Source organism: Nocardiopsis sp. M1B1 (assembly GCF_052466615.1).
This window is the reverse complement of sequence record NZ_CP196194.1, coordinates 6,229,281-6,255,547: the sequence shown is the minus strand read 5'-3', so window position 1 is coordinate 6,255,547 and position 26,267 is coordinate 6,229,281. Positions and strand designations below refer to the sequence as shown.

Annotated in this window: 25 protein-coding genes; 15 read left to right on the top strand and 10 right to left on the bottom strand. The window is 73.1% G+C overall.

What is annotated here, in order from left to right:
* Nucleotides 1-26 precede the first annotated feature (26 nt).
* Nucleotides 27-1,328 (top strand): cryptochrome/photolyase family protein, encoded by a 1,302-nt coding sequence (locus tag ACSTA4_RS27100; protein ID WP_444961554.1) that lies wholly within the window; start codon nucleotides 27-29, stop codon nucleotides 1,326-1,328.
* Between the two features lie 126 nt (nucleotides 1,329-1,454).
* On the opposite strand, the gene ACSTA4_RS27095 is transcribed toward ACSTA4_RS27100, so the two are convergent.
* Entirely contained in the window at nucleotides 1,455-1,985 is a 531-nt protein-coding gene (locus ACSTA4_RS27095) for an O-acetyl-ADP-ribose deacetylase (RefSeq protein ID WP_444961553.1), read from the bottom strand.
* A gap of 424 nt (nucleotides 1,986-2,409) precedes the next feature.
* Between ACSTA4_RS27095 and ACSTA4_RS27090 the strand changes: the two genes are divergently transcribed.
* The 3 genes from ACSTA4_RS27090 to ACSTA4_RS27080 all read left to right on the top strand — a co-directional run bounded on the left by ACSTA4_RS27090 (nucleotide 2,410) and on the right by ACSTA4_RS27080 (nucleotide 4,188).
* Nucleotides 2,410-2,772, top strand: coding sequence for a BlaI/MecI/CopY family transcriptional regulator (locus ACSTA4_RS27090; protein WP_013155328.1), 363 nt, complete (start codon nucleotides 2,410-2,412; stop codon nucleotides 2,770-2,772).
* 5 nt (nucleotides 2,773-2,777) lie between these two features.
* Entirely contained in the window at nucleotides 2,778-3,722 is a 945-nt protein-coding gene (locus ACSTA4_RS27085; RefSeq protein ID WP_444961552.1) for a M56 family metallopeptidase, read from the top strand.
* A gap of 166 nt (nucleotides 3,723-3,888) precedes the next feature.
* Complete coding sequence (locus ACSTA4_RS27080; RefSeq protein WP_444961551.1) at nucleotides 3,889-4,188, top strand: DUF2516 family protein; 300 nt, start codon at nucleotides 3,889-3,891, stop codon at nucleotides 4,186-4,188.
* A 13-nt stretch (nucleotides 4,189-4,201) separates the two neighbouring features.
* On the opposite strand, the gene ACSTA4_RS27075 is transcribed toward ACSTA4_RS27080, so the two are convergent.
* Entirely contained in the window at nucleotides 4,202-6,700 is a 2,499-nt protein-coding gene (locus ACSTA4_RS27075) for a hypothetical protein (RefSeq protein ID WP_444961550.1), read from the bottom strand.
* A gap of 260 nt (nucleotides 6,701-6,960) precedes the next feature.
* The gene (locus tag ACSTA4_RS27070) at nucleotides 6,961-7,554 is read right to left on the bottom strand and encodes a TetR/AcrR family transcriptional regulator (protein WP_444961549.1); all 594 of its coding nucleotides are present in this window, start codon (nucleotides 7,552-7,554) and stop codon (nucleotides 6,961-6,963) included.
* Nucleotides 7,555-7,718: 164 nt separating this feature from the next.
* On the opposite strand from ACSTA4_RS27070, the gene ACSTA4_RS27065 reads away from it, so the two are divergent.
* Nucleotides 7,719-8,678 (top strand): alpha/beta hydrolase family protein, encoded by a 960-nt coding sequence (locus tag ACSTA4_RS27065; RefSeq protein ID WP_444961548.1) that lies wholly within the window; start codon nucleotides 7,719-7,721, stop codon nucleotides 8,676-8,678.
* Nucleotides 8,679-8,714: 36 nt separating this feature from the next.
* Here the strand turns inward: ACSTA4_RS27065 and ACSTA4_RS27060 are convergent, their stop codons facing one another.
* Entirely contained in the window at nucleotides 8,715-9,710 is a 996-nt protein-coding gene (locus ACSTA4_RS27060) for a neutral zinc metallopeptidase (protein ID WP_444961547.1), read from the bottom strand.
* 75 nt (nucleotides 9,711-9,785) lie between these two features.
* Nucleotides 9,786-10,679 (bottom strand): neutral zinc metallopeptidase, encoded by an 894-nt coding sequence (locus tag ACSTA4_RS27055; protein WP_444964285.1) that lies wholly within the window; start codon nucleotides 10,677-10,679, stop codon nucleotides 9,786-9,788.
* Between the two features lie 153 nt (nucleotides 10,680-10,832).
* Between ACSTA4_RS27055 and ACSTA4_RS27050 the strand changes: the two genes are divergently transcribed.
* Together ACSTA4_RS27050 and dtd are read left to right on the top strand one after the other, a co-directional pair.
* Nucleotides 10,833-12,674, top strand: coding sequence for a DUF2207 domain-containing protein (locus ACSTA4_RS27050; protein WP_444961546.1), 1,842 nt, complete (start codon nucleotides 10,833-10,835; stop codon nucleotides 12,672-12,674).
* 29 nt (nucleotides 12,675-12,703) lie between these two features.
* A complete protein-coding gene (gene dtd, locus ACSTA4_RS27045; RefSeq protein WP_444961545.1) occupies nucleotides 12,704-13,129 on the top strand; it encodes a D-aminoacyl-tRNA deacylase in 426 nt (141 codons plus the stop codon).
* An 80-nt stretch (nucleotides 13,130-13,209) separates the two neighbouring features.
* Here the strand turns inward: dtd and ACSTA4_RS27040 are convergent, their stop codons facing one another.
* Together ACSTA4_RS27040 and ACSTA4_RS27035 are read right to left on the bottom strand one after the other, a co-directional pair.
* Entirely contained in the window at nucleotides 13,210-13,905 is a 696-nt protein-coding gene (locus tag ACSTA4_RS27040; RefSeq protein ID WP_013155318.1) for a response regulator transcription factor, read from the bottom strand.
* The gene (locus tag ACSTA4_RS27035; RefSeq protein ID WP_248772330.1) at nucleotides 13,902-15,101 is read right to left on the bottom strand and encodes a sensor histidine kinase; all 1,200 of its coding nucleotides are present in this window, start codon (nucleotides 15,099-15,101) and stop codon (nucleotides 13,902-13,904) included. Before ACSTA4_RS27035 ends, ACSTA4_RS27040 begins: the two co-directional genes overlap by 4 nt.
* A 124-nt stretch (nucleotides 15,102-15,225) precedes the next feature.
* On the opposite strand from ACSTA4_RS27035, the gene phoU reads away from it, so the two are divergent.
* The 3 genes from phoU (at nucleotide 15,226) to ispF (ending at nucleotide 17,473) form a co-directional block, all read left to right on the top strand.
* Complete coding sequence (gene phoU, locus ACSTA4_RS27030) at nucleotides 15,226-15,888, top strand: phosphate signaling complex protein PhoU (RefSeq protein ID WP_444961544.1); 663 nt, start codon at nucleotides 15,226-15,228, stop codon at nucleotides 15,886-15,888.
* Nucleotides 15,889-16,486: 598 nt separating this feature from the next.
* Nucleotides 16,487-16,969 (top strand): CarD family transcriptional regulator, encoded by a 483-nt coding sequence (locus ACSTA4_RS27025; protein ID WP_013155315.1) that lies wholly within the window; start codon nucleotides 16,487-16,489, stop codon nucleotides 16,967-16,969.
* Between the two features lie 33 nt (nucleotides 16,970-17,002).
* Nucleotides 17,003-17,473, top strand: a complete 471-nt coding sequence (gene ispF / locus ACSTA4_RS27020; RefSeq protein WP_013155314.1) for a 2-C-methyl-D-erythritol 2,4-cyclodiphosphate synthase — start codon at nucleotides 17,003-17,005, stop codon at nucleotides 17,471-17,473.
* 16 nt (nucleotides 17,474-17,489) lie between these two features.
* Here ispF and ACSTA4_RS27015 read toward each other — a convergent pair whose 3' ends face one another.
* Nucleotides 17,490-18,263: a helix-turn-helix transcriptional regulator gene (locus ACSTA4_RS27015; RefSeq protein ID WP_444961543.1), complete on the bottom strand. Its 774-nt coding sequence runs from the start codon at nucleotides 18,261-18,263 to the stop codon at nucleotides 17,490-17,492.
* 86 nt (nucleotides 18,264-18,349) lie between these two features.
* On the opposite strand from ACSTA4_RS27015, the gene ACSTA4_RS27010 reads away from it, so the two are divergent.
* Nucleotides 18,350-19,153, top strand: a complete 804-nt coding sequence (locus ACSTA4_RS27010; protein ID WP_444961542.1) for an SDR family oxidoreductase — start codon at nucleotides 18,350-18,352, stop codon at nucleotides 19,151-19,153.
* Between the two features lie 276 nt (nucleotides 19,154-19,429).
* Here ACSTA4_RS27010 and ACSTA4_RS27005 read toward each other — a convergent pair whose 3' ends face one another.
* The gene (locus tag ACSTA4_RS27005) at nucleotides 19,430-21,658 is read right to left on the bottom strand and encodes a DUF2637 domain-containing protein (protein ID WP_444961541.1); all 2,229 of its coding nucleotides are present in this window, start codon (nucleotides 21,656-21,658) and stop codon (nucleotides 19,430-19,432) included.
* A gap of 292 nt (nucleotides 21,659-21,950) precedes the next feature.
* Between ACSTA4_RS27005 and cysS the strand changes: the two genes are divergently transcribed.
* From cysS to ACSTA4_RS26985, 4 genes are all read left to right on the top strand, one after another.
* On the top strand, nucleotides 21,951-23,354 hold the full coding sequence (gene cysS, locus ACSTA4_RS27000) for a cysteine--tRNA ligase (protein ID WP_444961540.1): 1,404 nt from the start codon (nucleotides 21,951-21,953) through the stop codon (nucleotides 23,352-23,354).
* 133 nt (nucleotides 23,355-23,487) lie between these two features.
* Nucleotides 23,488-24,450 carry a 23S rRNA (guanosine(2251)-2'-O)-methyltransferase RlmB gene (gene rlmB, locus ACSTA4_RS26995; protein WP_444961539.1) on the top strand — a complete coding sequence of 321 codons (963 nt, stop codon included), beginning with the start codon at nucleotides 23,488-23,490 and terminating at the stop codon, nucleotides 24,448-24,450.
* A gap of 136 nt (nucleotides 24,451-24,586) precedes the next feature.
* Nucleotides 24,587-24,892: a hypothetical protein gene (locus ACSTA4_RS26990; protein WP_444961538.1), complete on the top strand. Its 306-nt coding sequence runs from the start codon at nucleotides 24,587-24,589 to the stop codon at nucleotides 24,890-24,892.
* A gap of 52 nt (nucleotides 24,893-24,944) precedes the next feature.
* Entirely contained in the window at nucleotides 24,945-25,967 is a 1,023-nt protein-coding gene (locus tag ACSTA4_RS26985; RefSeq protein ID WP_444961537.1) for a DNA topoisomerase IB, read from the top strand.
* 48 nt (nucleotides 25,968-26,015) lie between these two features.
* Here ACSTA4_RS26985 and ACSTA4_RS26980 read toward each other — a convergent pair whose 3' ends face one another.
* Nucleotides 26,016-26,225: an MbtH family protein gene (locus ACSTA4_RS26980; RefSeq protein WP_444961536.1), complete on the bottom strand. Its 210-nt coding sequence runs from the start codon at nucleotides 26,223-26,225 to the stop codon at nucleotides 26,016-26,018.
* Between the last annotated feature and the right edge of the window lie 42 nt (nucleotides 26,226-26,267).

Below are 26,267 nucleotides of genomic sequence, written 5' to 3'. Positions count from 1 at the left end.
GAACACGTCCAGTGAAGGAGTGCCGTTTGGCGCCCGCCACCATCGTCCTGTTCACACAGGACCTCCGCGTCCACGACCACCCCGCCCTGGCCGCCGCGGTCGAGCGCCCCGGCCCGACCCTGCCGGTCTTCGTGCTCGACCCGGCGGTGGTCGGCCGGTCCGCCCGCAACCGCGCCGCCCTGCTCGCCGACGCCCTCGCCGACCTGCGGGCCGCGCTGCGCGAGCGCGGCGCCGACCTGGTCCTCCTGCGGGGTGACACCGTCGGGGAGGTCACCTCCCTGGCCCGGGCCAGCGGTGCCGACACCGTCCACGTCACCGACGGCGTCAGCTCCCTGGCCGCGCGGCGCGCGCGACGCCTGCGCGCGTCCGGCCTGACCGTGCGCGCCTTCCCGGGGCTCACCGTGGTCCCGCCGGGGGAGGTCACCCCGGCGGGCGGCGACCACTACAAGGTGTTCACGCCCTACTGGAAGGCCTGGGAAGCCGCCGCGTGGCGCGACCCGGTCGCGCCGCCGGACCGTGTGGTCCTGTCCGACGACCTCCGGCCCGGTGAGCTGCCCGGACGAGGTTCGGACGGGCTGGGCGCGCTCGCCGAGGACCTGCCGAGGGGAGGGGAGCGCGCGGCCCGCGAGCGCCTGGACACCTGGCTGTCGTCCGGGCTGGAGGCCTACCCCGACCAGCACGACGACCTGCCGGGCGCGGCCACCTCGCACCTGTCCGCCGATCTGCGCCTGGGCTGCCTGTCACCGCTGGAGGCCGCCCTGGCCGCCTCACACCTGGCAGGGGGAGAGGCGTTCGTCCGCCAGCTCGCCTGGCGCGACTTCCACCACCAGGTCACCGCGGCCTTCCCGGCGATGAACGTCCGCGACTACCGGCACCGGGACAAGAAATGGCGGGAGGACCCCGACGCCCTCGAAGCCTGGAAGCGGGGGCGGACCGGCGTTCCGGTCGTGGACGCCGGGATGCGCCAACTGCTGCGCGAGGGGTTCATGCACAACCGGGCGCGCATGATCACCGCGGCGTTCCTCACCCGGACCCTGCGCGTGCACTGGCGCGAGGGCGCCGACCACTTCCACGCGCACCTCGTGGACGGTGACGTGGCCAACAACTACGGCAACTGGCAGTGGGTAGCGGGCACTGGCAACGACACCAGGCCCAACAGGGCGTTCAACCCGCTGCGCCAGGCCCGCAGGTTCGACCCCGAAGGCGTGTACGTCCGCCGCTACCTGCCCGAACTGGCCGAGCTCCCGGGCAGGCGCGCGCACACGCCCTGGCGGGAGGAGCACCCGCCCCCCGGCTACCCGGCGCCGATCGCGGACCCCGGCCACTGAGGCTGACTCGCCGCCGGACCCGGTCGGGACCGGCGTCCCGTGCCGGTGCCCGCGGTACCGGCACGGAGCGGGGGCGTGTGTCCGCGGGGCCGCCCAGCGGTGTGCCGCCGCCCGCGCGGTCGCGGGTCAGCTGGGGTCGAAGGCCCGGAGGAAGGCCTGGTGCGCGACGTCGTCGAACAGCACCAGGCGGATCTCCGGCACACGCAGGTGCGCCGAGTGCAGGGCCCAGGCGGCGATGCGCGCCGCGTCATCGACCGGCCACCGGTAGGTGCCGGTGGAGATCGCGGGGAAGGCGATGGACTCCGCGCCCAGCTCGTGCGCGACCCGCAGGGACTCGCCGTAGCAGGAGGCCAGCAGGGCGCTGCGGTCCTCGGTTGGGCTGTAGACCGGGCCCACGGTGTGCACCACCCACCGGGCGGGCAGCCGCCCGGCCGTGGTGGCCACCGCGTCGCCGACGGGCAGGCCGCCCCCGTAGTGGCCCGCGCGCAGCTGGCGGCACTCCTCCAGGATGGACTTCCCGCCCTTGCGGTGGATGGCGCCGTCCACTCCGCCGCCGCCCAGGAGCGAACTGTTGGCGGCGTTGACGACGGCGTCCACGCTCTGCTCGGTGATGTCGCCCCGGAGGACGTGGATCCGGGAGTGGTTCGGAGAGGCCATGGCCCTTCCCTTCCTGTGCCGTGGGCGGGCGGCCGTGTCCGCGCGCCGCTGTGACGGGGTCGCCTCGTGGGACGGGTGTCCCCGACCCGTGGTTGGCGGCGAGGCGCGCCGCGTCCTCGACCGGCCACCGCGTCCCGCCGGATCGGCCGCCGGTTCGCCCCGGAACCCGGGCGCGCGGGGGCGCGTGACTGTCGCCTCCGCCCCGTTCGGCGGGCGGTGCCCGGTCCCGGTTCGGGCGCGTGACCGAGCTCGCGCCGGTCTCGGGAGCGGCCCTGCGAGGCCGTTGCCGGAGGGGTTCCGGGTCGGGTGCGGGGGAGGCCGATCCCACCCCGTTCCGGGACCTGTATCCCTTGTCCCGTAGGCGATGAGGATTTAACCTGGGGGTACGACAAGCAGTAGTACGACCCCAAGTAGAATCGCTGGTATGAATCGGCTTGGCGAACTTGAGCGCGCGGTGATGGATGTACTGTGGTCACGGAACGAACCAATGACGGTTCGTGAGGTCGGCAAGGCCCTGGCCGAGCGCGACCTCGCACACACGACCGTCATGACCGTGCTCGACAGGCTCGCCAAGAAGAAGGTCGTCACCCGGGCACGTGAGGGTCGTGCGTGGCGTTACCGCCCGGCAGCCAGCCGTGAGGCATACGTCTCCGAGTTGATGTTCGACGCTCTCGGACAGACCGGGGACCGCGACGCCGCCCTGGCCGCCTTCGTCCAGTCCATGGACGGCGAGCAGGCTGAAGCGCTTCGGCGCGCACTCGCGGAAACCGAGCAGCCAAGGAACTAGTCCGTATGGTCAGTGCCGCCCTCCTCACTCTCGTCGCGGTCTGCTGTCTCATCGCGATGGAAGGCCTCCACCGGGCCAAGTGGCCCTCGCGGGGGCCCTACACAGCCGTGATCACCTGGCAGGCACTCGGGCTCGCCTGGGGCGTGTCCACCATCGGCGCGCTCCTGGCCTTCGGGCTCTCCTCCTACCGGCTCGGCGCGGCCGGGGGCTCCATGGCCCTGGCCACGGACATCGTGACCGGCGAGCTGCTGCTGGCCGAACTCTCTCAGGGCCTTGAGGGCATCAGCCACATCGTGGCCGTGGTCCTGGCCGTCGTGCTGACCCTGGTGCTCTTCTACGGCCTGGTCTCCTCCTTCCTGCACGTGGTCCGCGTCCGCCGACGCCACCACGACCTCCTCGAACTCATCGCCAGCGAGCACCCCGACGTGCCCGGCGCCCGCGTGCTCGACCACCCGGCCGCCGCCGCGTACTGCCTTCCGGGCGTGCTGCGCTCGCAGGTGGTCATCAGCGCCGGGGCCCTGGCGGTCCTGGACAACCGCGAGCTGGCCGCCGTCCTGGCCCACGAGCACGCCCACCTGCGTCAGCGCCACGACCTCGTGCTGCTGCCCTTCTCCTCGCTCAAGCGCGCCTTCCCGAGGTTCCGCCTGGTCCGCACCTACTACGAGAGTGTGGCGCTGCTCATCGAGATGTGCGCCGACGACCAGGCCCGGCGCAAGAGCTCCTCGCGCGAGCTGGCCATGGCGCTGCTGCGCTTCGGCGCCGCCGGACCGGCCCCGGTTCCCGCCGGGGCGATGGCGGCCGTGCCCGACGCCGAGCCCGGGGTGATGCGGCGGGTCAACCGCCTCCTGCATCCCGACAACGAGCTGCCCTACCACGCGGGCGCCTTCATCATGGGCGGTTCCGCCTTCCTGCTGGCCGCGGTCACCTGCCTCTGGCACATCCCGCTGTGACCTTCCCGGCCGCCGGTCGCGCCCGCGCGCGGCCCGCTGCCGCCGCCGACCGCGATCCCCGCGCGTGTGTGACACCCGCCTCCGCGGGCACGATCAACGCGTCCCATCCGTTTACGGTGGAGAGCGGGCGGACTCCCCGCTCGGAACGTCGTCGGGAGTGTGCGTTTTGTTCGGACTGATTTGGCAGGCCATCTACCTGGTCACCTTCGTTGCGAGTCTGTACGCGCTGATCGAGGCGATCCGCACGCCGGCCGCGGCCTTCGAGCTGATGGACAAGCAGACCAAGAAGCTGTGGGTCATCCTCACCGGTGTCGCCACGGCGCTCTCGCTGCTGGCGGTCTTCTCCGACCGCGGGATGTTCGTCATCCTCGGCCTGGTCGCCACCCTCGTCTTCCTGCTGGACGTGCGTCCGGCCGTCAAGGGCGTGGGCGGCAACAGCAACAACGGCCCCTACGGTCCCTGGTAGGCCTCCCCCGGTCTCATTCCGCGCTCCCGGCCGGGGCCTCACGCCCCGTGCTCTCGGCGGAGGCCTCACGCCGTGCCTGCGCCTCCATGGCGTCCAGCACGCGCCGCAGCTCCGCGGAGTAGGCGGGGTCGCCCGTGTAGTAGGAGTGGCCCAGGATCTCCGGGCGTCTGGCCTCGCCGGGCAGCGCGTCGTAGGAACGCGGGTCCGGCAGGGGCTCGGCCCGCTCCACCACGCGTACGGTCCCGAACCCGCCGGAGGGGTCGAGCGTGCGCACCGGCCCGGCGATCGCGTCGGTGACCCGCCACAGGTTGCGCCAGTCCGTCACCCGCTCCCGCAGGTCTGCGAACGGCCCCGGCCCGAAGTAGGCCGGGAAGTAGCGGGCGTACAGGCGGTCCAGCGGTGAGCCGTGCGTGATGAGGGCGATCCGGCCCAGGCAGTCGGTGGGCAGCTGCCAGACCGTGGCCGCCGCCAGCACCGAGCCCTGTGAGTGCCCCGAGAGCACCACGTCCGTGCCCTCCCGGCACAGCAGGGCCACCCGGGCGCACAGCTGGGGCACGGCCCGCTCCGCGTAGGAGGGCGGCGCCAGCGGGTGGGCCGCCCGGGGCCAGAACGTGCCCACGTCCCACACCGAGCCGACCGCCTGCCGCGTGGGCCGGTCGCGGTAGGCGCTGCGCCCGATCCACGCCAGGGCCACCAGGGCGGCGCCTCCCAGCAGGGAGCCGACGCCGATCAGTCCCGACACCGTCCCCTGGGCGAACCCCCGCACCTCGCCGGGCACGGCGGCCGCGTCCGACACGGCCGTCGTCACCGAGGCCGGGCCCGCCGCCAGGTGCCCCGAGAGCGTGGAGGACAGCACGAGCACGCTCAGCGCCACCACCGGGAGCAGGAAGGCCGCCAGCACCCACGGCAGCACTTCCGTCATCCGGCCCGCCGCCCGCGCGTGGGCGATGTCCCAGGTGCGGCGGTCGCGCACGCTGCGCGCGTAGTCCTCGGTGACCCCGGCCAGGTGCGACCGGGTGTCGCGGCGCAGCCGCAGCGCGAGCACCCCCACCACGGCCAGGGCGATGGCCGCCTCCAGCGCGAACGCCAGCTGGAGCCAGGAGTAGGCGGTCGGTACCGACAGCGGCAGACAGTCCACCTCGGGGGTGGCCAGGGTGCCGCAGCCGCTCAGCGCCAGCGACCCCTGGTAGACGAGCGCGGCCGAGAAGCCGCCGCCGAGCAGGGCGCCCAGGGCCGCCGTGGCCGGGCCCGCGAGGCCGCGCATCGCCGCGCCTCCGTGGGAGCGGTCGGAGGCGAACAGGAACAGCGCCGCCGCCAGCATCACCAGCACCAGGGCCGCCTGGACCGCGAACAGCGTGTTGAGGACCGCCCCGTTGCCGGGCAGCCGCCCCGACGCCGTCCACTCCGGACGGGGCCAGAGCACGTACGCGGCCACCGCCAGCCCCAGGACCAGGGTGGCGTCGCGCAGCAGGCGGCAGATCCGGTCGGCCCGGGCGTTCCAGCGCGGGTCGGTGCCCGGGACCAGCACGCTCAGGGTGCTCAGGGTGACCACCGCCGCCAGCAGGGCCGCCAGGAGGGCGCCGACGATCCACGGCCCCGCTCCGTCCGGCGGCCCCGCCGTCGCCGGGTCCAGGTCGTGCCGCAGCGCCGGTACGACCAGCAGCGCGGTCACCGTGCCCAGGGCCGCCGAGATGTGCGCCGAGCGCAGCCGGGCCATGGTCTCGCTGTTGCGCCAGAAGCCCTCCTGGCTCAGCGGGGCGGCCGCGCTGGGGCGGGGCGGTATCGGGCTCTCCACGACCTCGTAATCGGCGGCCGTGCGCCGCGACAGCAGCCACAGCACCACGATCAGCGCCACCGGCAGCACCGTGCCCACCAGCAGGGCCGGGCCCGGCGCGGACAGCACCGAGGAGGGCGAGCCGAGGAAGGCCAGCCAGGGACGGGCCCGCACGCACTCCTCGCCCTGGCCGGAGGCGCACTGCCAGGCCACCAGGTCCATGCCGATCCCCGCCGCGGCCAGGGTGATGAGCACCGTCAGGGACAGCGCCAGCAGCCGCACGCTCCCGCCGTAGGCGTTGTTGGCCAGCAGCCGCGCCCCCGTGGGGGCGCGGTCCATCCGCCCGGGCCGCATCCAGTACGCCACGTTGACGAGCATGAACGGCAGCAGCAGCAGCCAGAACGCCCGGGAGGAGCGCCCGGAGGTGAGGTTGCCCCAGGCGAAGATCTCCCGGCGCACGTTCGGGAGGGTCTCGGTGTCGGACTCGCGGCGCCAGCGGAAGAACCCCGCCAGTCGGTCGCCGCCCACGCGCATGGCGGGTTCGACGTCCAGCAGTTCCTCGGCCTGGCCGCCGCTGACGCCGTGTACGCGCAGCTCGACCCGCTCGCACGCGGGGGAGCCCGGGCCGGTCGGGACGGGCGGCGGAGAGGCGTCGTCGGGGGAGGGCTCGGAGGATTTGGGGGAGGGGGCGGTCGGTTCGGGCTCGTAGGGGCTGAGGGGTTCGGCGAGGTCCGACATACGAAGCATCCTGCCACGCTCCGTATCCGGGCGACAGCGGTACTTCGAACCTGTGGACAACGCCGGGGGAACTCCGCCCGCGGCTTCTTCCAGGCATAGGAGAACTCCGCCCGCGGCCCCTTCCGGGCACGGGGGAGCGCCCTCCGGGGGGAGGCGGTATCCGGCGAGGCGCCGCACACGGGGGGACCCGCCCGCGGGGAGGCGCCGCCTACGGGAGCGGGGCCCACGGGCGCGCCCGGGCACGTGCCCGGGCGCCGACCTCAGGAGGGCTGCGGCCGCCGCAGTCCCTGCAGGAGCAGTTCGACCAGTCGGCGCGGGTCGTAGCGGGGGTCGTCGCCGCCGACGCAGAGGTTGCCGATGCCGCGCATCAGTTCGTAGGCCCGCGTGCCGGGTTCGATCTCCCCGGCCTCGACCGCGGCGTCGAGCAGGGTCGTGCAGACGGGCACCAGGCGGTCGAGGAAGTAGGCGTGCAGGGCCCCGAAGCCGCCGCTGTCCGACCGCATCGCAGCGGCCAGCCCGTGCTTGGTGACCAGGAAGTCGACGAACAGGTCCACCCACGCGCGGAGCGCGGCGAACGGGGATCCGGCCTCGGCCAGCAGCCGCGGACCGGCCTCGGCGCAGGCCTCGACCTGGTGGCGGTAGACGGCGACGACCAGGTCCGCCCGGGTGGGGAAGTGGCGGTAGATCGTCCCCATCCCGACGCCCGCCCGGGCCGCGATCTCCCGGATCGGCGCGTCGACGCCGGAGGTGACGAACACCGCGGCGGCGGCGGTGAGCAGCTTCTGCTGGTTGCGCACCGCGTCGGCGCGCCTGCCGCGGGCCGGTACCTCCTCCGACCCCCCTGTGCTGGGCATACACGTTCTCCTTCCGGTGTCCGTTGCAAAACGGAACGCTGCTCCGTATATTAAGAGGAACAGCGCTCCGCTTGCAGTCTAGCTGCGACGGGACACTTCCGTCCGCCCTGCCCGCCGCCGTTCCGAGGGGACCCCGGCGCAGGCCACCGAAGGGAAAACGCACCATGAGCGCACCGACGCGCACGCCCGACTCCGTCGGCCCCGCCGCCCCCGTCCTCTCGGTCAGCCCGGTCGTGCTGCCGACGTCCGACCGCGCCGTGGACCTGCAGGTGCGGGTCTCCGTGCCCGTGACCGGGGGCGAACTGCCGATCGTCCTCCTCTCGCACGGCCACGGCCCCTCCCACCACCTGTCCTCGCTGAACGGCTACGCGCCCCTGGCGAACTTCTGGGCGGCCCACGGGTTCGCCGTGATCCAGCCGACCCACCTGAGTTCGAGGACGCTGGACCTGGACCCCGACACCCCCGGGGCGCCGCTGTACTGGCGGTCGCGGGCCGAGGACATGACGCGCGTCCTGGACCGGCTCGACGAGATCGAGGCCGCCGTACCCGGGCTCTCCGGACGCCTGGACCGGAACAGGGTGGCCGTGGCCGGGCACTCGATGGGCGGGCACACCGCGAGCCTGCTGCTCGGCGCCCGGCTCACCGACCCGCACGACGGGAAGGTGGTGGACCTGTCCGAGCCCCGGATCACGGCGGGCGTGCTGCTCGCCGCGCCCGGCGCGGGCGGTGACTCCCTCAACGAGTCCACGGCCCGCGCCTACCCCTTCCTCTCGACCACGGACTTCTCCACGATGACGACGCCCGCGCTCGTGGTCGCCGGGGACGCGGACGACTCCGCCCACCTGACGGTCCGCGGCCCGGAGTGGCACGTCGACCCCTACCTCCTCGCTCCCGGCCCCAAGACCCTGCTCACGCTGTTCGGCGCGGAGCACGGGCTCGGCGGGGTCTCCGGGTACGACGTCGCCGAGACCACGGACGAGAGCCCCGAGCGGGTGTCCGCGGTCCAGCGCCTCACCTGGGCCTACCTCCGCGACCGGTTCCACTCCGGGGACCCCGCCTGGCCTGCGGCGTGCGACGCGCTGACGGGCGGCCCCGACCCGCTCGGACGGGTCGAGTCCAGGTAGGGTCCTGGCGCGGTACACCCTCCGAGGAGGAGTCACCTAGTGCACCAGGGACTCGTCCGCCACGTCCCAGGTGTTGCACGCCCCCGGCCGCTGCTCCTCCAGGCCGGTCCGGGTCCACGCCACGCTGTTGGCCACCGACCCGTGCGTGCGCTCCTCCTCCTCGCCGTCCTCGCGGTCGGCGGTGGCGGCGGCGTCGTCCAGCAGCGTCTCCACGTCCCCCTCGTCCAGGGGGTAGCTCACCCGGACAGACCCCATGAACACGCCCGCCAGGCAGTTCGCCTGGAGCTCACCGCGGCGCGTCCACGCGTTGCGCTCCAGCACGCCGTCCTCCAGCTGGCGCTGCCCGTGGTAGTACTCCAGCAGCCCCGACTCCCCCTGCACGTGGTGGCCGTACTCGTGGGCCAGCAGGGACGCGTACACCACGCTGTCCGTGGCGCCGTTCCACTTGTCCACCACGTCCGCGGTGCCGATGTAGATGCTCGTGCTCGCCCGGCAGTAGAACGCGCCCGCGCGGGAGGGGTAGGCGCGGCACGGGCTGATCCCGGGTTCGTCCCAGAACACCCGCTCCGGAGGGGTGAAGGGGATGCCCGCGCGCAGGAACTGGGTCCGCCAGGCGTCGTCCAGGCAGTCCGCGACCGTGTGCAGGAACCCCTCCATCGACTCGGGGTCCTCCACGTCCAGCTCCGGCACCGGGCACGGGCGCGGGCTCAGCCGCCCGGTCTCGTACAGAGGGTTGGCGACCAGTGCCTGGTACCCCGACGGGCGCTCCTGGGCGCCGAACCGCTCCGGCAGCCCCTGCCCGTCCGCCATGCCGGAGGGGGCCTGACCGGGCTTGTCGTCGGAGTCGGCGCCCGCCTCCGGGACGGTCGCGTCCGGCGCGGCCCCGGGCGGAGGACCGTCCTCGTCGGCGGTGGTCCACGACAACAGCGCCAGCGCCAGCAACACCACCATGAGGGCGGTCACCAGACCGAACACCCGGCGGTCGGCGCGGCGAGCCGCGGACGCCGGCGACCTACCGAACCCTGCGTACACCCCTGTCCGCCCGCCCTGTCGTCACCGTGGCCGGGCCGGACACGCCCGACACCTGACCGTGCCCCCCGGAGCGCTTCACCGCACCAGATCCTCGGGAGCGTTCCACGTGTTGCACGCGGCCGGATCCCTGCGGTCCATGCCGTGCGCGGTCCACAGGCGGCCGTTGGCGGCCGAACCGTGGGTGTGCTCGTCGCCCCAGTCGGAGCGCAGACCGACGTCGTCGAGGATATTCTCCCGCTCGGACCCGCCGAGGCCCAGGTCCTCGCGCGAGGCGCCCAGGAAGACCCCGCCCAGGCAGTTGGCCTGGAGCTCGTTGCGCCGGGTCAGCTCGTCCGCCTCCGCCTCGTCGGCGCCCGCCCGCTCGCTGTGGAACCGCGCCAGGATGCGCGACTGCCCCTGCACGTGGTGCCCGTACTCGTGGCTGAGCAGGAACGTGTACGCCTCGGGCTTGTCGCTGCCTCCGGAGGCCGCCACGATGTCCTCCACGCCCAGGTACAGGCCCTGGTTGGCCTGGCAGTAGAAGGCCGCCGTGCCCTCGCTGGGGAACGCGCCGCACGGGCTGTTCCCGGCGGTGTGCCAGTACACGCGGTTGGGGGAGCTGAACTCCAGCCCCGCCTCGGCGAAGTAGGAGCTCCACGCCGTGTCCAGGCAGTCGGCGATCTCGTGGACGAACGCCTCCACCGACTCCGCGTCCTTCTCGTCCAGCTCGGGCACCTCGCAGGTGATCTCGCCCAGCTCGCCGATCCGGTACAGCGGGTTGTCGGTGAGCGGGTCGCCCTGGCCCGAGGCGGTCAGCGGCTCCTCGGTCGCCGACGCCCCGCCCGACCCGCCCGTCGCCAGGTCCGCCGACGCCACCGGGTGCGACCACGCGGGCTCGGAGGGGTGCAGGGCGGCCGAGATCGCCAGGAAACCGGTGAACCCCACCGCCGCCACCCCGGTGCCCAGCGTGAGCGTGACCCCCAGGCCCATCCGCTGGAGGAGCCCGGGGTCCTCGGGCCAGAAGTCCGGTCCCCGGACGGGCCCGCGGCTCACCACGGCAGCTCCCCGCGGCACCGGGGCACGACGTCGGCCGCTATGCCCGGGGGGAACGGTGCACCGGGGGACCGGATAGGCTCTCGCGACATGTGGTGGGTTGGCTCCTGGCGCCCGGCCGTCGCGGTCGCGACGGCCGTCTTCGTGTTGTCCTCACTGGTCACGGCGCTTGTCGTCGCGTGGCCGGGTGGGGAGGCCCACGCCGCGACGCCAGCGGCACCGGTTCCCACAGTACCGGGGGGCTCCGTGACGCCCGCCAGCGACCGGTCCGCCCCGGTCATCACCAACGACGTCCGCCTCGAACTCGACGGCGCGGGCGTCCTCCACGGCGAGGAGACCATCTCCTTCTCCGGCGGCGCCCCGGCCACCTTCACCCGCTCCCTGACCGAGACGATGCTCTACGACACCGAGCACGACCGGAAGTTCGAGGTCACCGGTGTGCGGGCCACCGACCTGGACGGCGACGCCCTGGACGCCCGGGTGAGCAGGGACGACGGCTCCCTGTCCGTGGAGATCCCCACCGCGGCCACCTCCGGGGTCGTGCTCTCCTACCGGGTGAGCGGAACCGTGAGCGAGGTCTCCCAGGGCGTCCAGCTGGAGTGGCGGGCCGTCGGCGCCTACAGCCACACCGTGGAGGCCACCGACGTGACCGTCACCGCGCCCCTGCCGCCAGAGGCGCTGTCCTGCCTGGCCGGGGAGCCGCGCAGCGCCATGTACTGCACGGCCTCCGACATGGGCGCCGACGCGGGCGTGGCCCACTTCCTCCAGGCCGACATGGAGCCCAGCGACCGGCTGGACATCGTCGTCAACTACCCGCCCGGCACCGCCGAGGGAGAGCCCATCCTCACCCGCCGCTGGTCGCTGGCCTCGGCGTTCGCGGTCACCCCGGCCACCGCCAGCGTGTTCGGGCTGCTGCTGGCGGTGCTCCTGGGCGGCCTCGTGGTGCTGATCCGCGTCCGGGGCCGCGACGAGCGCGCCCTGCGCGACGAGGCCTCGGCCGGGGACCACGCCCCGGTGGCCGAGGGCGAGCACGGGCGCCTGCGGTTCGCCCCGCCCGACGGCGTGCACCCCGGCCAGATCGGCACGCTCGTCAACGAGACCGTGGACATCACCGACCTCACCGGCGCCGTGGTCGACCTGGCCGTGCGCGGCTACGTGCGCCTGGAGGAGCTGCCGCACGAGCACTTCACGTCCGTGGACTGGCGGCTGGTGCGGCTGGACGGTCCGCCGGAGGACACCCTCCGCTCCTACGAGTGGCTGCTGCTGGACGCGCTCTTCGGCGGGCGCCCGACCGTGCGCCTGTCCCAGGTCGGCTCGCCCCGCACCTCCGCCGACTTCCCGGCGCGCATCGACCGCGTCCGCGAGGAGCTGTACCGCGACATGGTGCGGCTGAAGTGGTTCGCCCGCTCGCCCAGCCAGGTGCGCAGCCGCTGGAGCGCCGTCGGCATGGCGGTGACGGCCGGGGGCGTGCTCCTGACCGGGGCCCTGGCGGTCTTCACCAGCGCGGCGTTCACCGGGCTGGCCGTCATCATCGCGGGCGCCGCCGTCACGGCGGGCGCGCAGTACATGCCCGCCAAGACCGCCCTGGGCAGCTCGGTGTACGCGCACACGGTGGGCTTCCGCGACTACCTGCTGAGCCCGCGCTCGGCGACCGCGCCCCCGGGGCAGCGGGTGGAGCTGTACTCGCGCTACCTGCCCTACGCGGTGATCTTCGACGACGTCGACCACTGGGCCAACATCCTGGCCGCGGCGGCGCTCACCGACCTGACCCCCGAGGAGCTGACCGGTGACGGCCTGGCCTGGTACACGGGGCCCAGGGAGTGGCGGATCGAGGACTTCTCGGACTCCATCACCACGTTCGTGGTGACGCTGACCGGCATCATCACCAACGCCCGGCGGCTGCGGGCGCTCAACCAGTTCCAGCGGCGCTAGGAAGCCGCAGACCACGAGGGGAAGGCACCATGCGCGCGGTCGTGCAGCGCGTGTCGCACGCGTCGGTGACGGTGGACGGCGAGGTGGTCGGGCAGATCACCGAACCCGGCCTGATGGCGCTGGTGGGGGTCACCCACACCGACACCGCCGCCGAGGCGGTCAGGATCGCCAGGAAGCTGTGGACGCTGCGGATCCTGGAGGACGAGCGGTCGTGCTCCGACACCGGCGCGCCGCTGCTCGTCGTCAGCCAGTTCACGCTCTACGGCGACGCGCGCAAGGGCCGCCGCCCCACCTGGCAGGCCGCGGCGCCCGGCCCCGTCGCCGAACCCCTCGTGGACGCGGTCGTCGAGGAGCTGCGCTCGCTCGGCGCGGTGGTGGCCACGGGGGTGTTCGGCGCGAAGATGTCGGTCTCCCTCACCAACGAGGGCCCGTTCACGGTCGTCCTGGAGGCATGACGGGGCCCGGGCTGTGGACGCGGCCACGGCCCGGGACACGGGAGGCGGCGCAGGGAATCCCCGGAGAGATCCCGTGCCCCTCAGACGTCGACGGTGACCGGCTCGAACTTGTAGCCCAGACCGCGGACGGTCACGATGTAGCGCGGGCTGCCCGGGTCCTCCTCGATCTTGGCGCGCAGCCTCTTGACGTGCACGTCGAGGGTCTTGGTGTCACCGACGTAGTCGGCGCCCCACACGCGGTCGATGAGCTGCATCCTGGTGAGCACCCGCCCGGCGTTGCGCAGGAGCACCTCCAGCAGCTCGAACTCCTTGAGGGGGAGCTGCACGTTGTCGCCGCGCACCGTCACCACGTGCCGCTCCACGTCCATCCGGACGGGACCGGCCTCCAAAGCGGCGGGCAGCACGACCTCGTCCTCGCCCCGGCGGCGCAGCACCGCGCGGATGCGGGCCACGAGCTCGCGCGAGGAGAAGGGCTTGGTCACGTAGTCGTCGGCGCCCAGTTCCAGACCGACGACCTTGTCGATCTCGGAGTCCTTGGCGGTGAGCATGATCACGGGGACGTTGGACTTCTGCCGCAACGTCCGGCACACCTCGGTGCCCGACAGCCCCGGCAGCATCAGGTCCAGCAGCACCAGGTCGGCCCCGGTACGGTCGAAGGTCTCCAACGCCACGGTCCCGGTGGGCGCCACGGCGACCTCGAAGCCCTCCTTGCGCAGCATGTACGACAGGGCGTCGCTGTAGGATTCCTCGTCCTCGACAACGAGTACGCGCGTCACTGTGCCGCCTCCTGACGGTCGGTGTTCCGGGCGGCCTCGGGCCCCCGGCTCTCGGAACGGGGCAGACGCAGAGTGAACGTCGACCCCGACCCCTCCTTGCTCCACACGGTCACTTCTCCACGGTGGTGGGTCATGATGTGCTTGACGATCGCCAGGCCCAGACCGGTACCTCCGGTGGCCCGGCTCCGAGCGGCGTCCACACGGTAGAACCGCTCGAAGATCCTTTCCAGGTCCTGCTGCGGGATCCCGATGCCCTGGTCGGCGACGCTGATGTCCACGCTGGACCTGGACAACACCACGGAAACGGCGACCCGGGTGTTCTTGGGGCTGTAGGAAACGGCGTTGGCGACCAGGTTGCGCAGGGCGGTGCCCAGCAGCCCCTCGTCGCCCATGATCACGACGCCCTCGGCGCCGCTGCCGACCAGTTCGATCCCCTTGGCGTCCGCGGGCATGCGCACCGAGTCCAGCGCCTCCTCCACGACGGGGCCGAGGTCGACCCGGGCGGGTTCGGCCATCGGCTCGGCGCCCTGGATGCGCGAGAGCGTGATGAGGTCCTGGATCACCGCGGTCAGCCGAGAGGCCTCGATCTGCATGCGCTCGGTGAAGCGACGCACCGCTTCCGGGTCGTCACTGGCGTCCTGTACGGTTTCCGCCAACAGGGACAAAGCGCCCACCGGGGTCTTCAGCTCGTGCGAGATGTTCGCGACGAAGTCGCGGCGGACCGCCTCCAGGCGCCGGTGCTCGGTCTGGTCCTCGGCCAGCACCAGCACCAGCCCGGTCCCTCCCAGGGGGGCCACCCGCACGGCGAAGGACGTGGCGTCGGGGCCGAACTTGCGCACGGCCACCTCGATGTCCGTCTCCCGGATGACGCCGTCCCGCCGTACCTGCCGGGCCAGGGTGAGGAGTTCGCCGATGACCAGTTCCTCGCCCCGCACGATGCCGAAGGCGCGTGCGGCGGAGGAGGCGCGCAGGACCCTGTCGGCGGAGTCCAGCACGACGGCGGAGGAGGGGATCGCGGAGAGCACCTCGGCTATGCCGGAGGGCAGCACACCGCCGTCGCGGTTCGCGGGCTCCGGAGCCTGCCGCTGCCGTGCGGCGGTACCCGTACGGAAGAAAGGACCGGCCAGGACGCCGATGACGACGCCCGTGACGAGTCCGATGATGCCGGTCACCGCGGCGAGAAGTTCCCCTTGCACGGTTCGATCGTAAACGTGCGGACTGGAGCTTTACCCGGTCAGGGCATGCGACACAACCGAGGTTCTTGCATCGTTCACCAATTCTTGGCCGACTCTTCAAACAACCACTGGGAGCATTGACGCCATGCGCGATACCTACCACGACGACCTTGACAGCCTGAGTGAACGCCTCGTCGAGATGACGCGGCTCGCCCGGCACGCCGTCGCTCGTGCGACCACGGCGCTGCTGGACAGTGACATCAACGCGGCGCAGGAGGTCATCTCCGGTGACGAGCAGATCAACCGGCTAGACCAGGAGATCGAGGACACCGCGTTCAGCCTGATGGCCCGGCAGCAGCCGGTCGCCTCCGACCTGCGCACCATCATCACCTCCCTGTACATGCGCGGCGACCTGGAGCGGATGGGCGACCACGCCGTCCACCTGGCCAAGATCGCGCGGCGGCGCCACCCCGACTCGGCGATCCCCAAGCCGGTGCGGTCGATCGTGCTGGAGATGGGCCACCAGGCGGAACTGCTGGTCACCAAGGCGGGCGAGGTCATCATCGACCGGGACCCCGACACCGCCCTGGAGTTGGACAAGGACGACGACACGATGGACCGGCTGCGGCGCAAGCTGCTGCAGCGCATCCTCGCCCCGGGGTGGGAGTACGGGGTGGAGGCCACCATGGACGTCACCCTGGTCGGCCGGTTCTACGAACGCTTCGGTGACCACGCGGTGCACGTCGCCGACAACCTCGTCTACATGGTGACGGGCGAGAAGCGCGAGGACTACGACCCCGAGGGCTGAGCCCGGCCGGGGCCTCTCCGCGGCGCGGACCGCGGGCGCCCCGCCGGTCCCACGGGCCCGGCCCGGCCCGGCCGGGTGCCGCCCGCCGGGCGGACGTGCTTCCCCGCCGCCCGGACGCGTCCCCCTCGGACGTCCGAACCGCGGGTGCCCCCCGGTGCCGCGCCGGAGCGCGCGGCACCGGGTCGGGGCACGGGGTCGGGCCGGGGCTGGAACGCGGGGCCGGGGCGCGGCTGACCGGTCCGGACGGGTCGCACGGCGGCCGGAGGCGGGGCCGTGCGGGGGGCGTTCCGGTGGGCCGTCGGGAGCCCTCGCGGGCGACGTGCGCCAGGCGACGCGGCACGGTGAGATCCGTCGCTCCGGCCCCTCTCGGAAGGCTTCGGGGGCGTGTCCGTAACGCCTTCACCAAGCCCCGGTGAAGGGGCGGGCACGGCGTCCGCAAGCCCTTCCGCACAGGGCCTGACCAGGTGCGCAGCAGGCCTCGGGTACACTTTGTCAAGGCCTGAAAAGTAGGGCTTGACCTGCGTGTTCGCAAACCTAATAGGTACGTTAAGTCACAGATTCGTGGTATCCTTGTGGTAGCGGAAGGGGTACCTGTCACATGGCTTTCAAGGTCGGCGACACTGTTGTCTACCCCCATCATGGGGCTGCTCGTATTGAAGCGATCGAGACGCGCAACATTAAGGGCGAGGACAGAATCTACCTCGTTCTGAGGGTCGACAAGGGCGATCTGACGGTGCGCGTGCCCGCCGCGAATGCCGAGGACGTCGGCGTTCGCGACGTGGTGGGGCAGGAGGGCCTGGACAAGGTCTTCGAGGTGCTTCGCGCGCCGCACACCGAGGAGCCCACCAACTGGTCCAGGCGCTACAAGGCCAACCTGGAGAAGCTGGCCTCGGGTGACGTGAACAAGGTCGCCGAGGTGGTTCGGGACCTCTGGCGCCGGGACAAGGAGCGCGGCCTGTCCGCCGGCGAGAAGCGGATGCTCGCCAAGGCGCGGCAGATCCTCGTCAGCGAACTCGCCCTCGCGGAAAAGACCAACGAGGACAAGGCCGAGGCCCTCCTCGACGAGGTTCTCACTACCTGAACCGGTTCTGAAATCACGTAATTGATGACGAATATGCCTCGGGTGGGCGTCGGAACGGACGTCCACCCGTTTTCTCCTGGGCGCACCCTTTTCCTGGCCGGTTTGGAATGGCCGGGAGAGGACGGCGTCAGCGGCCATTCCGACGGCGATGTCGCCGCCCACGCCGCGTGCGACGCGCTGTTGTCCGCCTGCGGACTCGGCGATCTGGGATCCAACTTCGGCACTTCGGAACCGCGCTGGAAAGGCGCCTCCGGAGCGGCCCTGCTCACCGAGACCGCGGCGCGCGTGCGCGCGGCCGGTTTCGAGATCGGCAACGTGGCCGTCCAGATCATCAGCAACCGCCCCAAGTTCGCGCCGCGCCGCGCGGAGGCCGAAAAGACGCTCTCGGAGGTCGTGGGAGCGCCCGTGAGCATCTCGGCGACCACGACCGACGGCCTGGGCCTGACCGGCCGCGGAGAGGGCATCGCGGCCGTGGCCACGGCCCTGTGCGTGGCCGCGGGCTGAGGCCCGGGCGGCCCCGTCACGACGCGCGTCCGCGCTCCTGGTAGACGAGCAGCTGGTAGCCGGGGGCGCTGGCGACGTTGAAGGCGTGGAAGTCCACCGTCAGCGGGCCCCGCTCCGGGTGACGGAGCAGTTTGGTCTCGTGGGTCTTCGGCTGGACGTCGTGCCTGGCCCAGAGCTCGGGGAACGCGGGGCTGCCTCTCCGGAGCGTCTCCAGGAGTTCGGTCAGCCTCGCCGGTGTGCGGCTGAAGTCGGCGCTGGCGCGCAGGTTCGCCACGGTGGCCTCCGCCGCCGCCTCCCACTCCACGAAGAACCGCGGCCCCTCGGGGTCGAGCATGACCATCTCCAGCAGGTTCGCGGTGTCGGCGAACCCGCGGAACAGGTCCCGCGCCCGGTGGTTCATGGCGATGACGTCGAGCACGGGGTCGAGCACGATGGCCCCGGCCTCCTGCCAGGAGTCGAGGAGGGCGAGCAGCTCGGTCGGGACGGGGCGCACCGTCGCCTCCTCGTCCAGCCGCCGCGCCACACCGGCGAGCGCGTACAGGTGCTCCTCCTCGGCCCGGCTCAGCCGCAGGGTCGTCGACAGCGCCGCCAGCACCGGCTCCGAGGGATGGGGCTCCTTGCCCTGTTCGAGACGCCGGTAGTAGTCGACGCTGAGCCCGGCGTCCTGGGCGACCTCCTCACGCCGCAGCCCCGGGACCCGGCGGTGGCCGCCCGAGGGGAGACCGAGGGTGTCCGGCGTGACCTTCGCGCGGCGAGTGCGCAGGAACTCGCCCAATTCCGTCTTCGCCATGGGTGGAGTCTAGGAGTCGGGGGCCGGATGAGGGGGGCCGCGTCGCAGCCTCCCTCATCCGGCGCCGTCGTCCGAGCATGGTGGACATGAACACCACAGCGAACACCCAGCCCACCGCACAGGTCGTCTCCGGCACGCCGCTCACCGGCCGGGTCGCCGTCGTCACGGGTGCCTCCAGCGGCATCGGCGAGGCGACCGCGCTCCGGTTCGCCGAGTTGGGAGCGAAGGTCGCGCTGATGGCCCGCCGGGGCGACCGGCTCGAAGCTCTCCAGGAGCGGATCCGCGCCAACGGCGGCACGGCCCTGGCGCTGCCGACCGACGTCACGGACCGCGCGGCCGTCCTGGCCGCCGCCCGGAGGGTCGAGGAGGTGCTCGGCCCCGTCGACCTGGTCTTCGCCAACGCGGGGGTCCAGCTCATCGCGGAGATCACCGACCTGGCGGTGGACGACTGGGACACCCAGATCAACACCAACGTGGGCGGGGTCATGAACACCGTCCAGGCCTTCGTCGGCTCGTTGGAGGCCGCGGCCGCGGCGGGACGGCCCGCCGACCTGATCACGACCTCCTCGATCGCCGCGGTGCGGGTCCTGGAGAAGTTCCAGGTCTACTCGGCCACCAAGGCCTACGTCACCCAGCTGTCGCGGCTGCTGCGCACGGAGCTGGGGCGCAAGCGGGTCCGCGTGTGCACCATCGAGCCCGGCATGGTGGACACCGAGCTGCCCGACCACGTCACCGACCCGGACGCCTCGAAGCTCATGGCGGACCTCATCGAGCAGATCGACGTGCTGCGGTCCGAGGACGTCGCCGAGACGGTCTCCTTCGTCGCGTCCGTGCCCGGGCACGTCAACCTGACCGAGATCACGATCCTGCCGACCGAGCAGATCATCTGACGTCGGGCGTCCGCGGTGGCGGGGAGGGCCGCCGCGGTCGGGTGCGCCGTGGCCGGGTGTGCCCCTCCGGGTTTCGGGGGACTGTGCCCGGGGCCCGGAGGGTCCGGAGTGATCCGGGGCAGCACGGTGTCGGCGGCGTCCGAGGGCCCCCTTGTCTTCAGGCTAGGCCGCAGCCGCCAGGGGGCACCAGAACGACTTCGGGGCTGTGCACAACCTGTGCACAGCCCCGACGCATGCCCGTCAGGTGTGTCCGCTCGGCGCGCCCACCCGCCGTTCCTACTCGTCCGGGCGGAGCGGCTCGCTGCGAACGCGCCGCGAGGGCGGACCCGACGTGAAGTCCGGCAACGGCGGACGCGGCGGCTTGAGCACCATGGGGCGCTTCTCCACCGGTGTGAGGGGTCCGCGCCGCTCCTGGGCGGGACGACCGGCGCCGGTCGCGGGCCCCGCCGGGGGCTCCAAGGAGGAGGGGGCCGGTTCGTCCTCGTCCTCCTCCCGGACCGTCGGCGGAAGCTCCTCCGCCTCAGGTGGGAGGTCGGCGTCGGTCGTGGAGGGCTCGGGCTCCCCGAGCGGTTCCGGCTCCTGGAGCGGGTCCTCCTCTGGGAAGCGGTCCTCGTCGGTCTCGTACCAGGCCCAGGCCTCCTCCAGCCTCGGCGCGGGCTCCACGGGTTCGTCCGAGGGGGCCGCCGCCTCCGGAGGGGCCTCGCCGATCCGGAACGCCGCCCGCACCGTGGGACCGGTGTCGTGGTCCAGCACGGGCGTCGACTCCGGCTCCCGGGACTCCTCCGCGAACGGGGAGGTGTCGTCCTCCGGCGGCGTCCACACCGGCGGCACGTAGTCCGCGAGGACGTGGGCGCCCGAGTCGTCCGAAGGCGGCTCCCAGTGTGCGGTGTCCGGGGCGCGCTCCGCCGAGGGTTCGGCTTCAGCGTCGGGCTCCGGTTCGGGGTCCGGCTCCGCGGGCGTGCTCCGCGACGCCGAGACGGGAGCGGACTGCGGCACGGAACCGGTCCGCGCGTCCTCCGCCTTCGCCTCGGGCTCCGGCTCGGACGGCGCGCTCCGCGAGTCCGTGACCGGCTCCGGCACCACCACGGGAGCGGACTCCCGCCGGGGTTCCGCGGGCTCCTCCACCGGTTCGGGCTCCGGCTCGAAGGCCGTGACGGTCCCGCTCTCCGGCTCTGGCTCCGGCTGTACGCGGTGCTCGGGCTCCACGTGTGGCTCGGACTCCGCCGCTGGCTCTGCGGCCACCGGCGGGGCGTCTGCCTCGTCCGACACCGGGTCGCCGAAGGGCGGCTCGTGCTCGAAGCCCTCGTCGGCCAGGTGGTCGGGGAGCACCGCGACCGGTTCCGGCGCCATTTCCGGCTCCGGTTCCGGTTCGACGTCGGCGGGCGCGGCCGCGCCGGGCACCACCGGGGCCTCCTCGGCGGCCCGCTTGATCGGGTTGTGCCCGTCCCGCGAGCGCCGGGGCAGGCGCACCGTCGGCACGGACGCCTCGATCCCGTCCCCGTTGTCCAGGTCGTCCCCGGTGTCGGAACGCGGTGCTCCGGCCCCGGCCACAGGAAGCGGTTCGGCGGCGAACTCCTCGTCGTCCCAGCCGTCCCCGTCTCCGTCCCGGCCGGGCTCGTCCCGGTCCCGGAGGGTGTCGGGTTCCGGGTCCTGCCCGCGCTCCAGCCGCTCCCCGGGCGCGTTGGGCCCCGCGAACGCCTCGGACCCTCCCGAGGCCTCCGAGGCACCGGCGGTCCTCGGGTCCTCGCCGTTTCGGCCGTCCTCATCCCGGCGGCCTTCGTCCCAGTCGTCCTCGTCCCAGCCGCCCCGGTCCCGGCGGGCCTCGTCCCGGCCGGGACGGCCGACCGGCGCGAACGCCTCGGTCTCGTCCTCGTCCCGGTCGTCGGAGCCCAGGCGCAGCAGCCGCGCCTGGAGGGTGCCGCCCTCCGACGCGGACAGGGGAGCGGTGTCCCCGCGCGGGGGGACCGCTGTGCGGGCGTGCAGCACCGTGGTGGGGTCGTCCGCCGGACGCGGCCTCGCCATCCGCGCACGGCGCCTGCGCATGTGCGCGCGCAGGGTCATCCACAGCAGGAAGGCCACGAGCAGCGCCGCGAGCGGCGCCACCGCCACGATCACGTTGGCGACTCCCTGGTGCACCCGCTCGACGAGTTCCAGGCTGCTCAGCAGCATCGCCGCCGCGGCGAACAGGACCAGCACCGGGATCAGCACCAGGTCGACCCAGAGCCGCTCGCGCGGAGGCGCTCCGCGCAGCAGGTAGCTCACCCAGCACGCCATCATCAGCAGCAGGGTGTAGGTCACCGGGAACACGTGGGCGAGGGGGCTGCCCTCGTGGCCGCCGTACTCGGCGAACTGGAAGATGCCGTTGTAGGAGATGACGAGGGCGCACAGCGCGATGAGGCCGACGAACAGGCCGCCACCGACGAGAGCACCGGCTCCCGCGCCGCGACCTGCTGCGGGCCTACCGTTCCGTGTCCCTGACTCGGGGGCGTTGTTGTAAGGGGCCATCGCCTTCGCAGCGTAGTCCAGGCGGTGCCGCGAACACGAGATTCCGTCTGATTATGGTTGCTACCAGACGAGCCGTCCCCAGGCGTTCTGTGTCGTTCTGTCGGAATATGCAGGGAGTAGCGCTCGGGAGAACCCGCGGAACGGACTTCCGGCCAGGGTTATCTCACACCCCGTGTGTCCGAATACGGCCAATCACATATACGCACTTGGGGATGTCCGGGAGAGCTTCTCCCACCTGGGAGTCCCTGGTTTGTGACGCCGCTGCGAGGGGAAAGGGGATACGCTTGACAACGTGAGTCTGCGCTTCTATGACACCAGTGCCCGACAGGTCCGCGAGTTCGTCCCGCTGCGCGAGGGGGCCGCCTCCCTGTACCTGTGTGGTGCCACGGTGCAGGCACCCCCGCACATCGGGCACATCCGCTCCGGGGTGAACTTCGACATCCTGCGCCGCTGGCTGACGCACCTGGGGTACGACGTCACCTTCTGCCGCAACGTCACCGACATCGACGACAAGATCATCCGGGTCGCGTCGGACGAGGGCGTGCCGTGGTGGCAGGTCAGCGAGCGCAACCAGCGCGCGTTCACGCACGCGTACGAGATCCTGGGCTGCCTGCCGCCCACCGTGGAGCCGCGGGCCACCGGGCACGTGCCCGAGATGATCGACCTCATGCACCGCCTCATCGACGCGGGCCACGCCTACGCCGCCTCCGACGGCTCCGGCGACGTCTACTTCGACGTGCGCTCCTACCCGCCCTACGGGGGCCTGTCCAACCAGCGCCTGGACCAGGTCGTGGAGTCGGCCGACTGCGACGCGGACCGCGACAAGCGCGACCCCCGCGACTTCGCCCTGTGGAAGGGCGCCAAGCCGGGCGAGCCCAGCTGGCACACCCCGTGGGGACGCGGACGCCCCGGCTGGCACCTGGAGTGCTCGGCCATGGCCACCAAGTACCTGGGCCCCAGCTTCGACATCCACGGCGGCGGCCTGGACCTGGTCTTCCCGCACCACGAGAACGAGCTCGCCCAGTCCCGCGCGGCCGGGGACGGCTTCGCCCAGTACTGGCTGCACAACGGGCTCCTCGTCGTCGGCGGCGAGAAGATGAGCAAGTCGCTGGGCAACTCCCTGCTCATCCCGCAGATGGTGCGCAAGGTGCGCCCGGTCGAGCTGCGGTACTACCTGGGTCAGGTGCACTACCGCTCGGTCATCGACTACTCCGACGCCGCCCTCCAGGAGGCGGCCACCGCCTACCAGCGCATCGAGGGCTTCCTCACCCGCGCCGCCGAGGTGCTGGGCGAGGTCGTCCCGGCCGCGGACGTGCCCGCGGAGTTCGCGTCCGCGCTCAACGACGACCTCGGGGTCTCCCAGGCCCTCGCCGTGGTGCACGGCCACGTCCGCGAGGGCAACACGGCACTTGCGGCGGGCGGCAAGGAGCAGGCCGCCGAGATCGCCGGTGAGCTGCGCACCATGCTCGGCGTCCTGGGCCTGGACCCGCTCGGGGAGCAGTGGGCCACCGGCGGGGACCAGGGGCTGCGCGAGGTCGTGGACGCCCTGGTGGCGGTCGCCCTGGAGCAGCGCCAGGCCGCGCGCGGCCGCAAGGACTACGCGGCGGCCGACGCGATCCGCGACCAGCTCGCCGGGGCGGGCGTCGTGGTCGAGGACACCCCCGAGGGCCCGCGCTGGGACCTGCGCCGCGACTGAGGCGGCCCGGGCGGTGGCGCGGCGGCGTTAGTCTGGGAGTTTGCCGCCGCGTTCACGTTGGCAGGCCACATTCCACCAGCCGGATGCGACGCGCCTCCGGCATGCCCGCGACACTGACGGGGAGGCGGCGACCATGCCGGCGAAGAAGAGCAAGAAGGGCCCGACCAAGGGCAGCGGAGGCAAGGGCCGACGCTCGCTGGAGGGCAAGAGCGGCACCCTGCCCGCCGAGCAGCGGCACTGGTACGAGGGCAAGCAGCGGGCCAAGGCCGCCCGCCGCCCCGACTCCGGAGGCCAGGCCCGGGGCCAGCAGCAGGGGGAGCGCCGCCGTGCGGACGCCTCCGACCTGCTGGTGGGGCGCAACCCGGTGGTGGAGGCGCTGCGCGCCGGTATGCCCGCCACCCGCCTGTTCCTGGCCAACAGCCTCGACCCGGACGAGCGCGTCAACGAGGCGGCCCGGATCGCCGGTGAGCGCGGCCTGGACGTGCTGGAGGTCACCAAGACCGAGCTCGACCGCCGCTGCGAGAGCAACGGCCAGCCGGGCGCGGCCCACCAGGGGCTCGCGCTCCAGGTGCGCCCCTACCAGTACCGCGCGCCCGAGGCCCTGCTGGACGCGGCGCTGGAGTCCGACACCCCGGCGCTGATCGTGGCCCTGGACGGGGTGACCGACCCGCACAACCTCGGCGCCATCGCGCGTTCGGCCGCCGCGTTCAACGCGCACGGCCTGCTCATCCCCGAGCGCCGCTCGGCCGGGGTCAACCTCACCGCCTGGAAGACCTCCGCGGGCACCCTCGCCCGGCTGCCCGTGGCCCAGGCCACCAACCTGACCCGCGCCCTGGAGGGCTACAAGAAGGAGGGCGTGTTCGTGGTCGGCCTCGACGCCGGCGGCGACACCCCGATCCCGGACCTGGAGCTGGCCACCGGCCCGCTGGTCATCGTGATCGGCTCCGAGGGCAAGGGCCTGTCCCGCCTGGTGCGCGAGGCCTGCGACGTGGTCGCGAGCATCCCGATCGGCAACGCGGAGTCGCTGAACGCCTCCGTGGCCGCCGGGGTGTCCCTCTACGAGGTGGCCCGCCGCCGCTCCGCCGCGAAGGGGTAGCAGCGGCACCCTGCGCCGGACCCGTCCGGCTCCGCGCAGGCGGAGCAGGGCGGGTCCGCGCTTTCGTTTTCCGCTCCGGCCCCGCGGGTAGCTGTGCTGCTGCACGTGGCCATCGCAGAGGAAGCGGGTGGGCGGCATGGCGACTCCTCCTGTACCCGACTACGAGGACCTCTCGCTCCGGGACCTGGACGAACGCGTCCGCTCCCTCCCCGCGGAGCGGGTGCGCGAGCTGATCGCCTACGAGGAGAGCCACTCCGGCCGGATGCGGGTGCTGGAGCTGCTGAAGGACCGCCTGCACTCGGCTGAGGGAGGCGACGAGGCGCACCGGGGCACCGGCCCCGAGGGCGGCGAGGACGCCGCCGACGACGCCGCCGACGACGCGGCCGACGCGCGGGCGGTGCCCGAGAGCCCGGAGCGCCCGCCCGGCCGGGACCCGTCCTGACCGGGCGAACGGTCCGGGGAACGCGCGTGGTCGTCCGTGAGGAGGCCCCGGTATGAGCCTGCGGCGCAGCGACCCGGCCGGGCCGGGGATCACCAGGCGCCGCCGCGGTCGCGGCTACAGCTACCATGGCCCGGACGGGAAAACGGTCACCGACCCCGAGCAGATCCGGCGCATCAAGGAACTCGTCGTGCCCCCGGGCTGGCACGACGTGTGGATCTGCCCCTCGCCCGAGGGGCACATCCAGGCGTGCGGCACCGACGACGCGGGCCGCCGCCAGTACCTCTACCACGCCGAGTGGCGGCGCCGGAGCGAGGAGGCCAAGTACGACCGGATGCTCGACTTCGCCGAGCTGCTCCCGAAGATCCGCGGCACGCTGACCGAGCACCTGGGCCGCCGGGGCCTGCGGCGAGAGCGCGTCCTGGCCGCGGCCGTCCGCCTGATCGACCTCGGCTTCCTGCGTGCCGGGGGCGACGCCTACGCCGCCCGCAACGACTCCTACGGGGTCGCGAGCCTGCTGCGCGAGCACGTCCACCGCAGCCGCGGCACGGTGGTGTTCGAGTTCCCCGGCAAGTCCGGTCAGGACCAGCGCGTCGAGTGCGCCGAACCCGAGATCTGCCGGGTGGTCTCCGGCCTCCAGCGCGTCCGCTCGCCGGGGCAGGACCTGTTCGCCTACCGCGTCGGCGACGGCTGGCACGACGTGAACACCGACGACCTCAACTCCTACCTGCGCGAGGTCGCCGGGGAGGAGCACACGGTCAAGGAGTTCCGCACCTGGCACGCGACGGTCCTGGCCGCGGTCGGGGTCGCGGTGGCCGTGCCGCCCGAGGACGACAGGGCCCTGGCCCGGTTGCGGACGCACGTGGTCCGCGAGGTGGCCGACTACCTGGGCAACACCGAGGCGGTGGCCCGGGACTCCTACATCGACCCCCGCGTCTTCCGGCTGCACGAGCGGGGCGTGACCATCGCCGCCTCCCTGCCCGAACTGGGCGGCGAGGCTCCCGCGGGCGAACTCGCCACCCAGGGCGGGGTGGAGGAGGCGGTGCTGCGCATGCTGCGCGACAACGGCGACGCCTGAGGGCGCGTGAGGCGCCGGGGCGCGCCGGACCCGCGCGCCCCGGCGCGTTCAGCCCTCCTGCGCGGCGATCAGGCTCGCCGGGCGCAGGTCGGTCCACTCGCGCTCCACGTACTCCAGTGCCTCGGCCCGGGAGGTCTCGCCCTGCGCCACCCGCCAGCCCCGGGGTACTTCGGCGAAGGCGGGCCACAGGGAGTGCTGGCCCTCGTCGTTGACCAGCACGAGGAAGTGGGCGTCCTCGTCGTCGAAGGGGTTGCTCACGTCGTTCCGTCTCCTTGTCGTGGGTGCCGCGCGCCGTTCGCG

Excerpts from the sequence above, each read along its gene's own strand:
- ispF (WP_013155314.1), top strand. The coding sequence starts at position 17,003 with ATGCCTCGGGTGGGCGTCGGAACGGACGTCCACCCGTTTTCTCCTGGG.
- ACSTA4_RS27015 (WP_444961543.1), bottom strand. The coding sequence starts at position 18,263 with ATGGCGAAGACGGAATTGGGCGAGTTCCTGCGCACTCGCCGCGCGAAG.
- phoU (WP_444961544.1), top strand. The coding sequence starts at position 15,226 with ATGCGCGATACCTACCACGACGACCTTGACAGCCTGAGTGAACGCCTC.
- ACSTA4_RS27095 (WP_444961553.1), bottom strand. The coding sequence starts at position 1,985 with ATGGCCTCTCCGAACCACTCCCGGATCCACGTCCTCCGGGGCGACATC.
- ACSTA4_RS27090 (WP_013155328.1), top strand. The coding sequence starts at position 2,410 with ATGAATCGGCTTGGCGAACTTGAGCGCGCGGTGATGGATGTACTGTGG.
- ACSTA4_RS27075 (WP_444961550.1), bottom strand. The coding sequence starts at position 6,700 with ATGTCGGACCTCGCCGAACCCCTCAGCCCCTACGAGCCCGAACCGACC.
- ACSTA4_RS26985 (WP_444961537.1), top strand. The coding sequence starts at position 24,945 with ATGAGCCTGCGGCGCAGCGACCCGGCCGGGCCGGGGATCACCAGGCGC.
- dtd (WP_444961545.1), top strand. The coding sequence starts at position 12,704 with ATGCGCGCGGTCGTGCAGCGCGTGTCGCACGCGTCGGTGACGGTGGAC.
- ACSTA4_RS26990 (WP_444961538.1), top strand. The coding sequence starts at position 24,587 with ATGGCGACTCCTCCTGTACCCGACTACGAGGACCTCTCGCTCCGGGAC.
- rlmB (WP_444961539.1), top strand. The coding sequence starts at position 23,488 with ATGCCGGCGAAGAAGAGCAAGAAGGGCCCGACCAAGGGCAGCGGAGGC.
- ACSTA4_RS27085 (WP_444961552.1), top strand. The coding sequence starts at position 2,778 with ATGGTCAGTGCCGCCCTCCTCACTCTCGTCGCGGTCTGCTGTCTCATC.
- ACSTA4_RS27025 (WP_013155315.1), top strand. The coding sequence starts at position 16,487 with ATGGCTTTCAAGGTCGGCGACACTGTTGTCTACCCCCATCATGGGGCT.
- ACSTA4_RS27065 (WP_444961548.1), top strand. The coding sequence starts at position 7,719 with ATGAGCGCACCGACGCGCACGCCCGACTCCGTCGGCCCCGCCGCCCCC.
- ACSTA4_RS27010 (WP_444961542.1), top strand. The coding sequence starts at position 18,350 with ATGAACACCACAGCGAACACCCAGCCCACCGCACAGGTCGTCTCCGGC.
- ACSTA4_RS27005 (WP_444961541.1), bottom strand. The coding sequence starts at position 21,658 with ATGGCCCCTTACAACAACGCCCCCGAGTCAGGGACACGGAACGGTAGG.
- ACSTA4_RS27055 (WP_444964285.1), bottom strand. The coding sequence starts at position 10,679 with ATGGGCCTGGGGGTCACGCTCACGCTGGGCACCGGGGTGGCGGCGGTG.
- ACSTA4_RS27050 (WP_444961546.1), top strand. The coding sequence starts at position 10,833 with ATGTGGTGGGTTGGCTCCTGGCGCCCGGCCGTCGCGGTCGCGACGGCC.
- ACSTA4_RS27070 (WP_444961549.1), bottom strand. The coding sequence starts at position 7,554 with ATGCCCAGCACAGGGGGGTCGGAGGAGGTACCGGCCCGCGGCAGGCGC.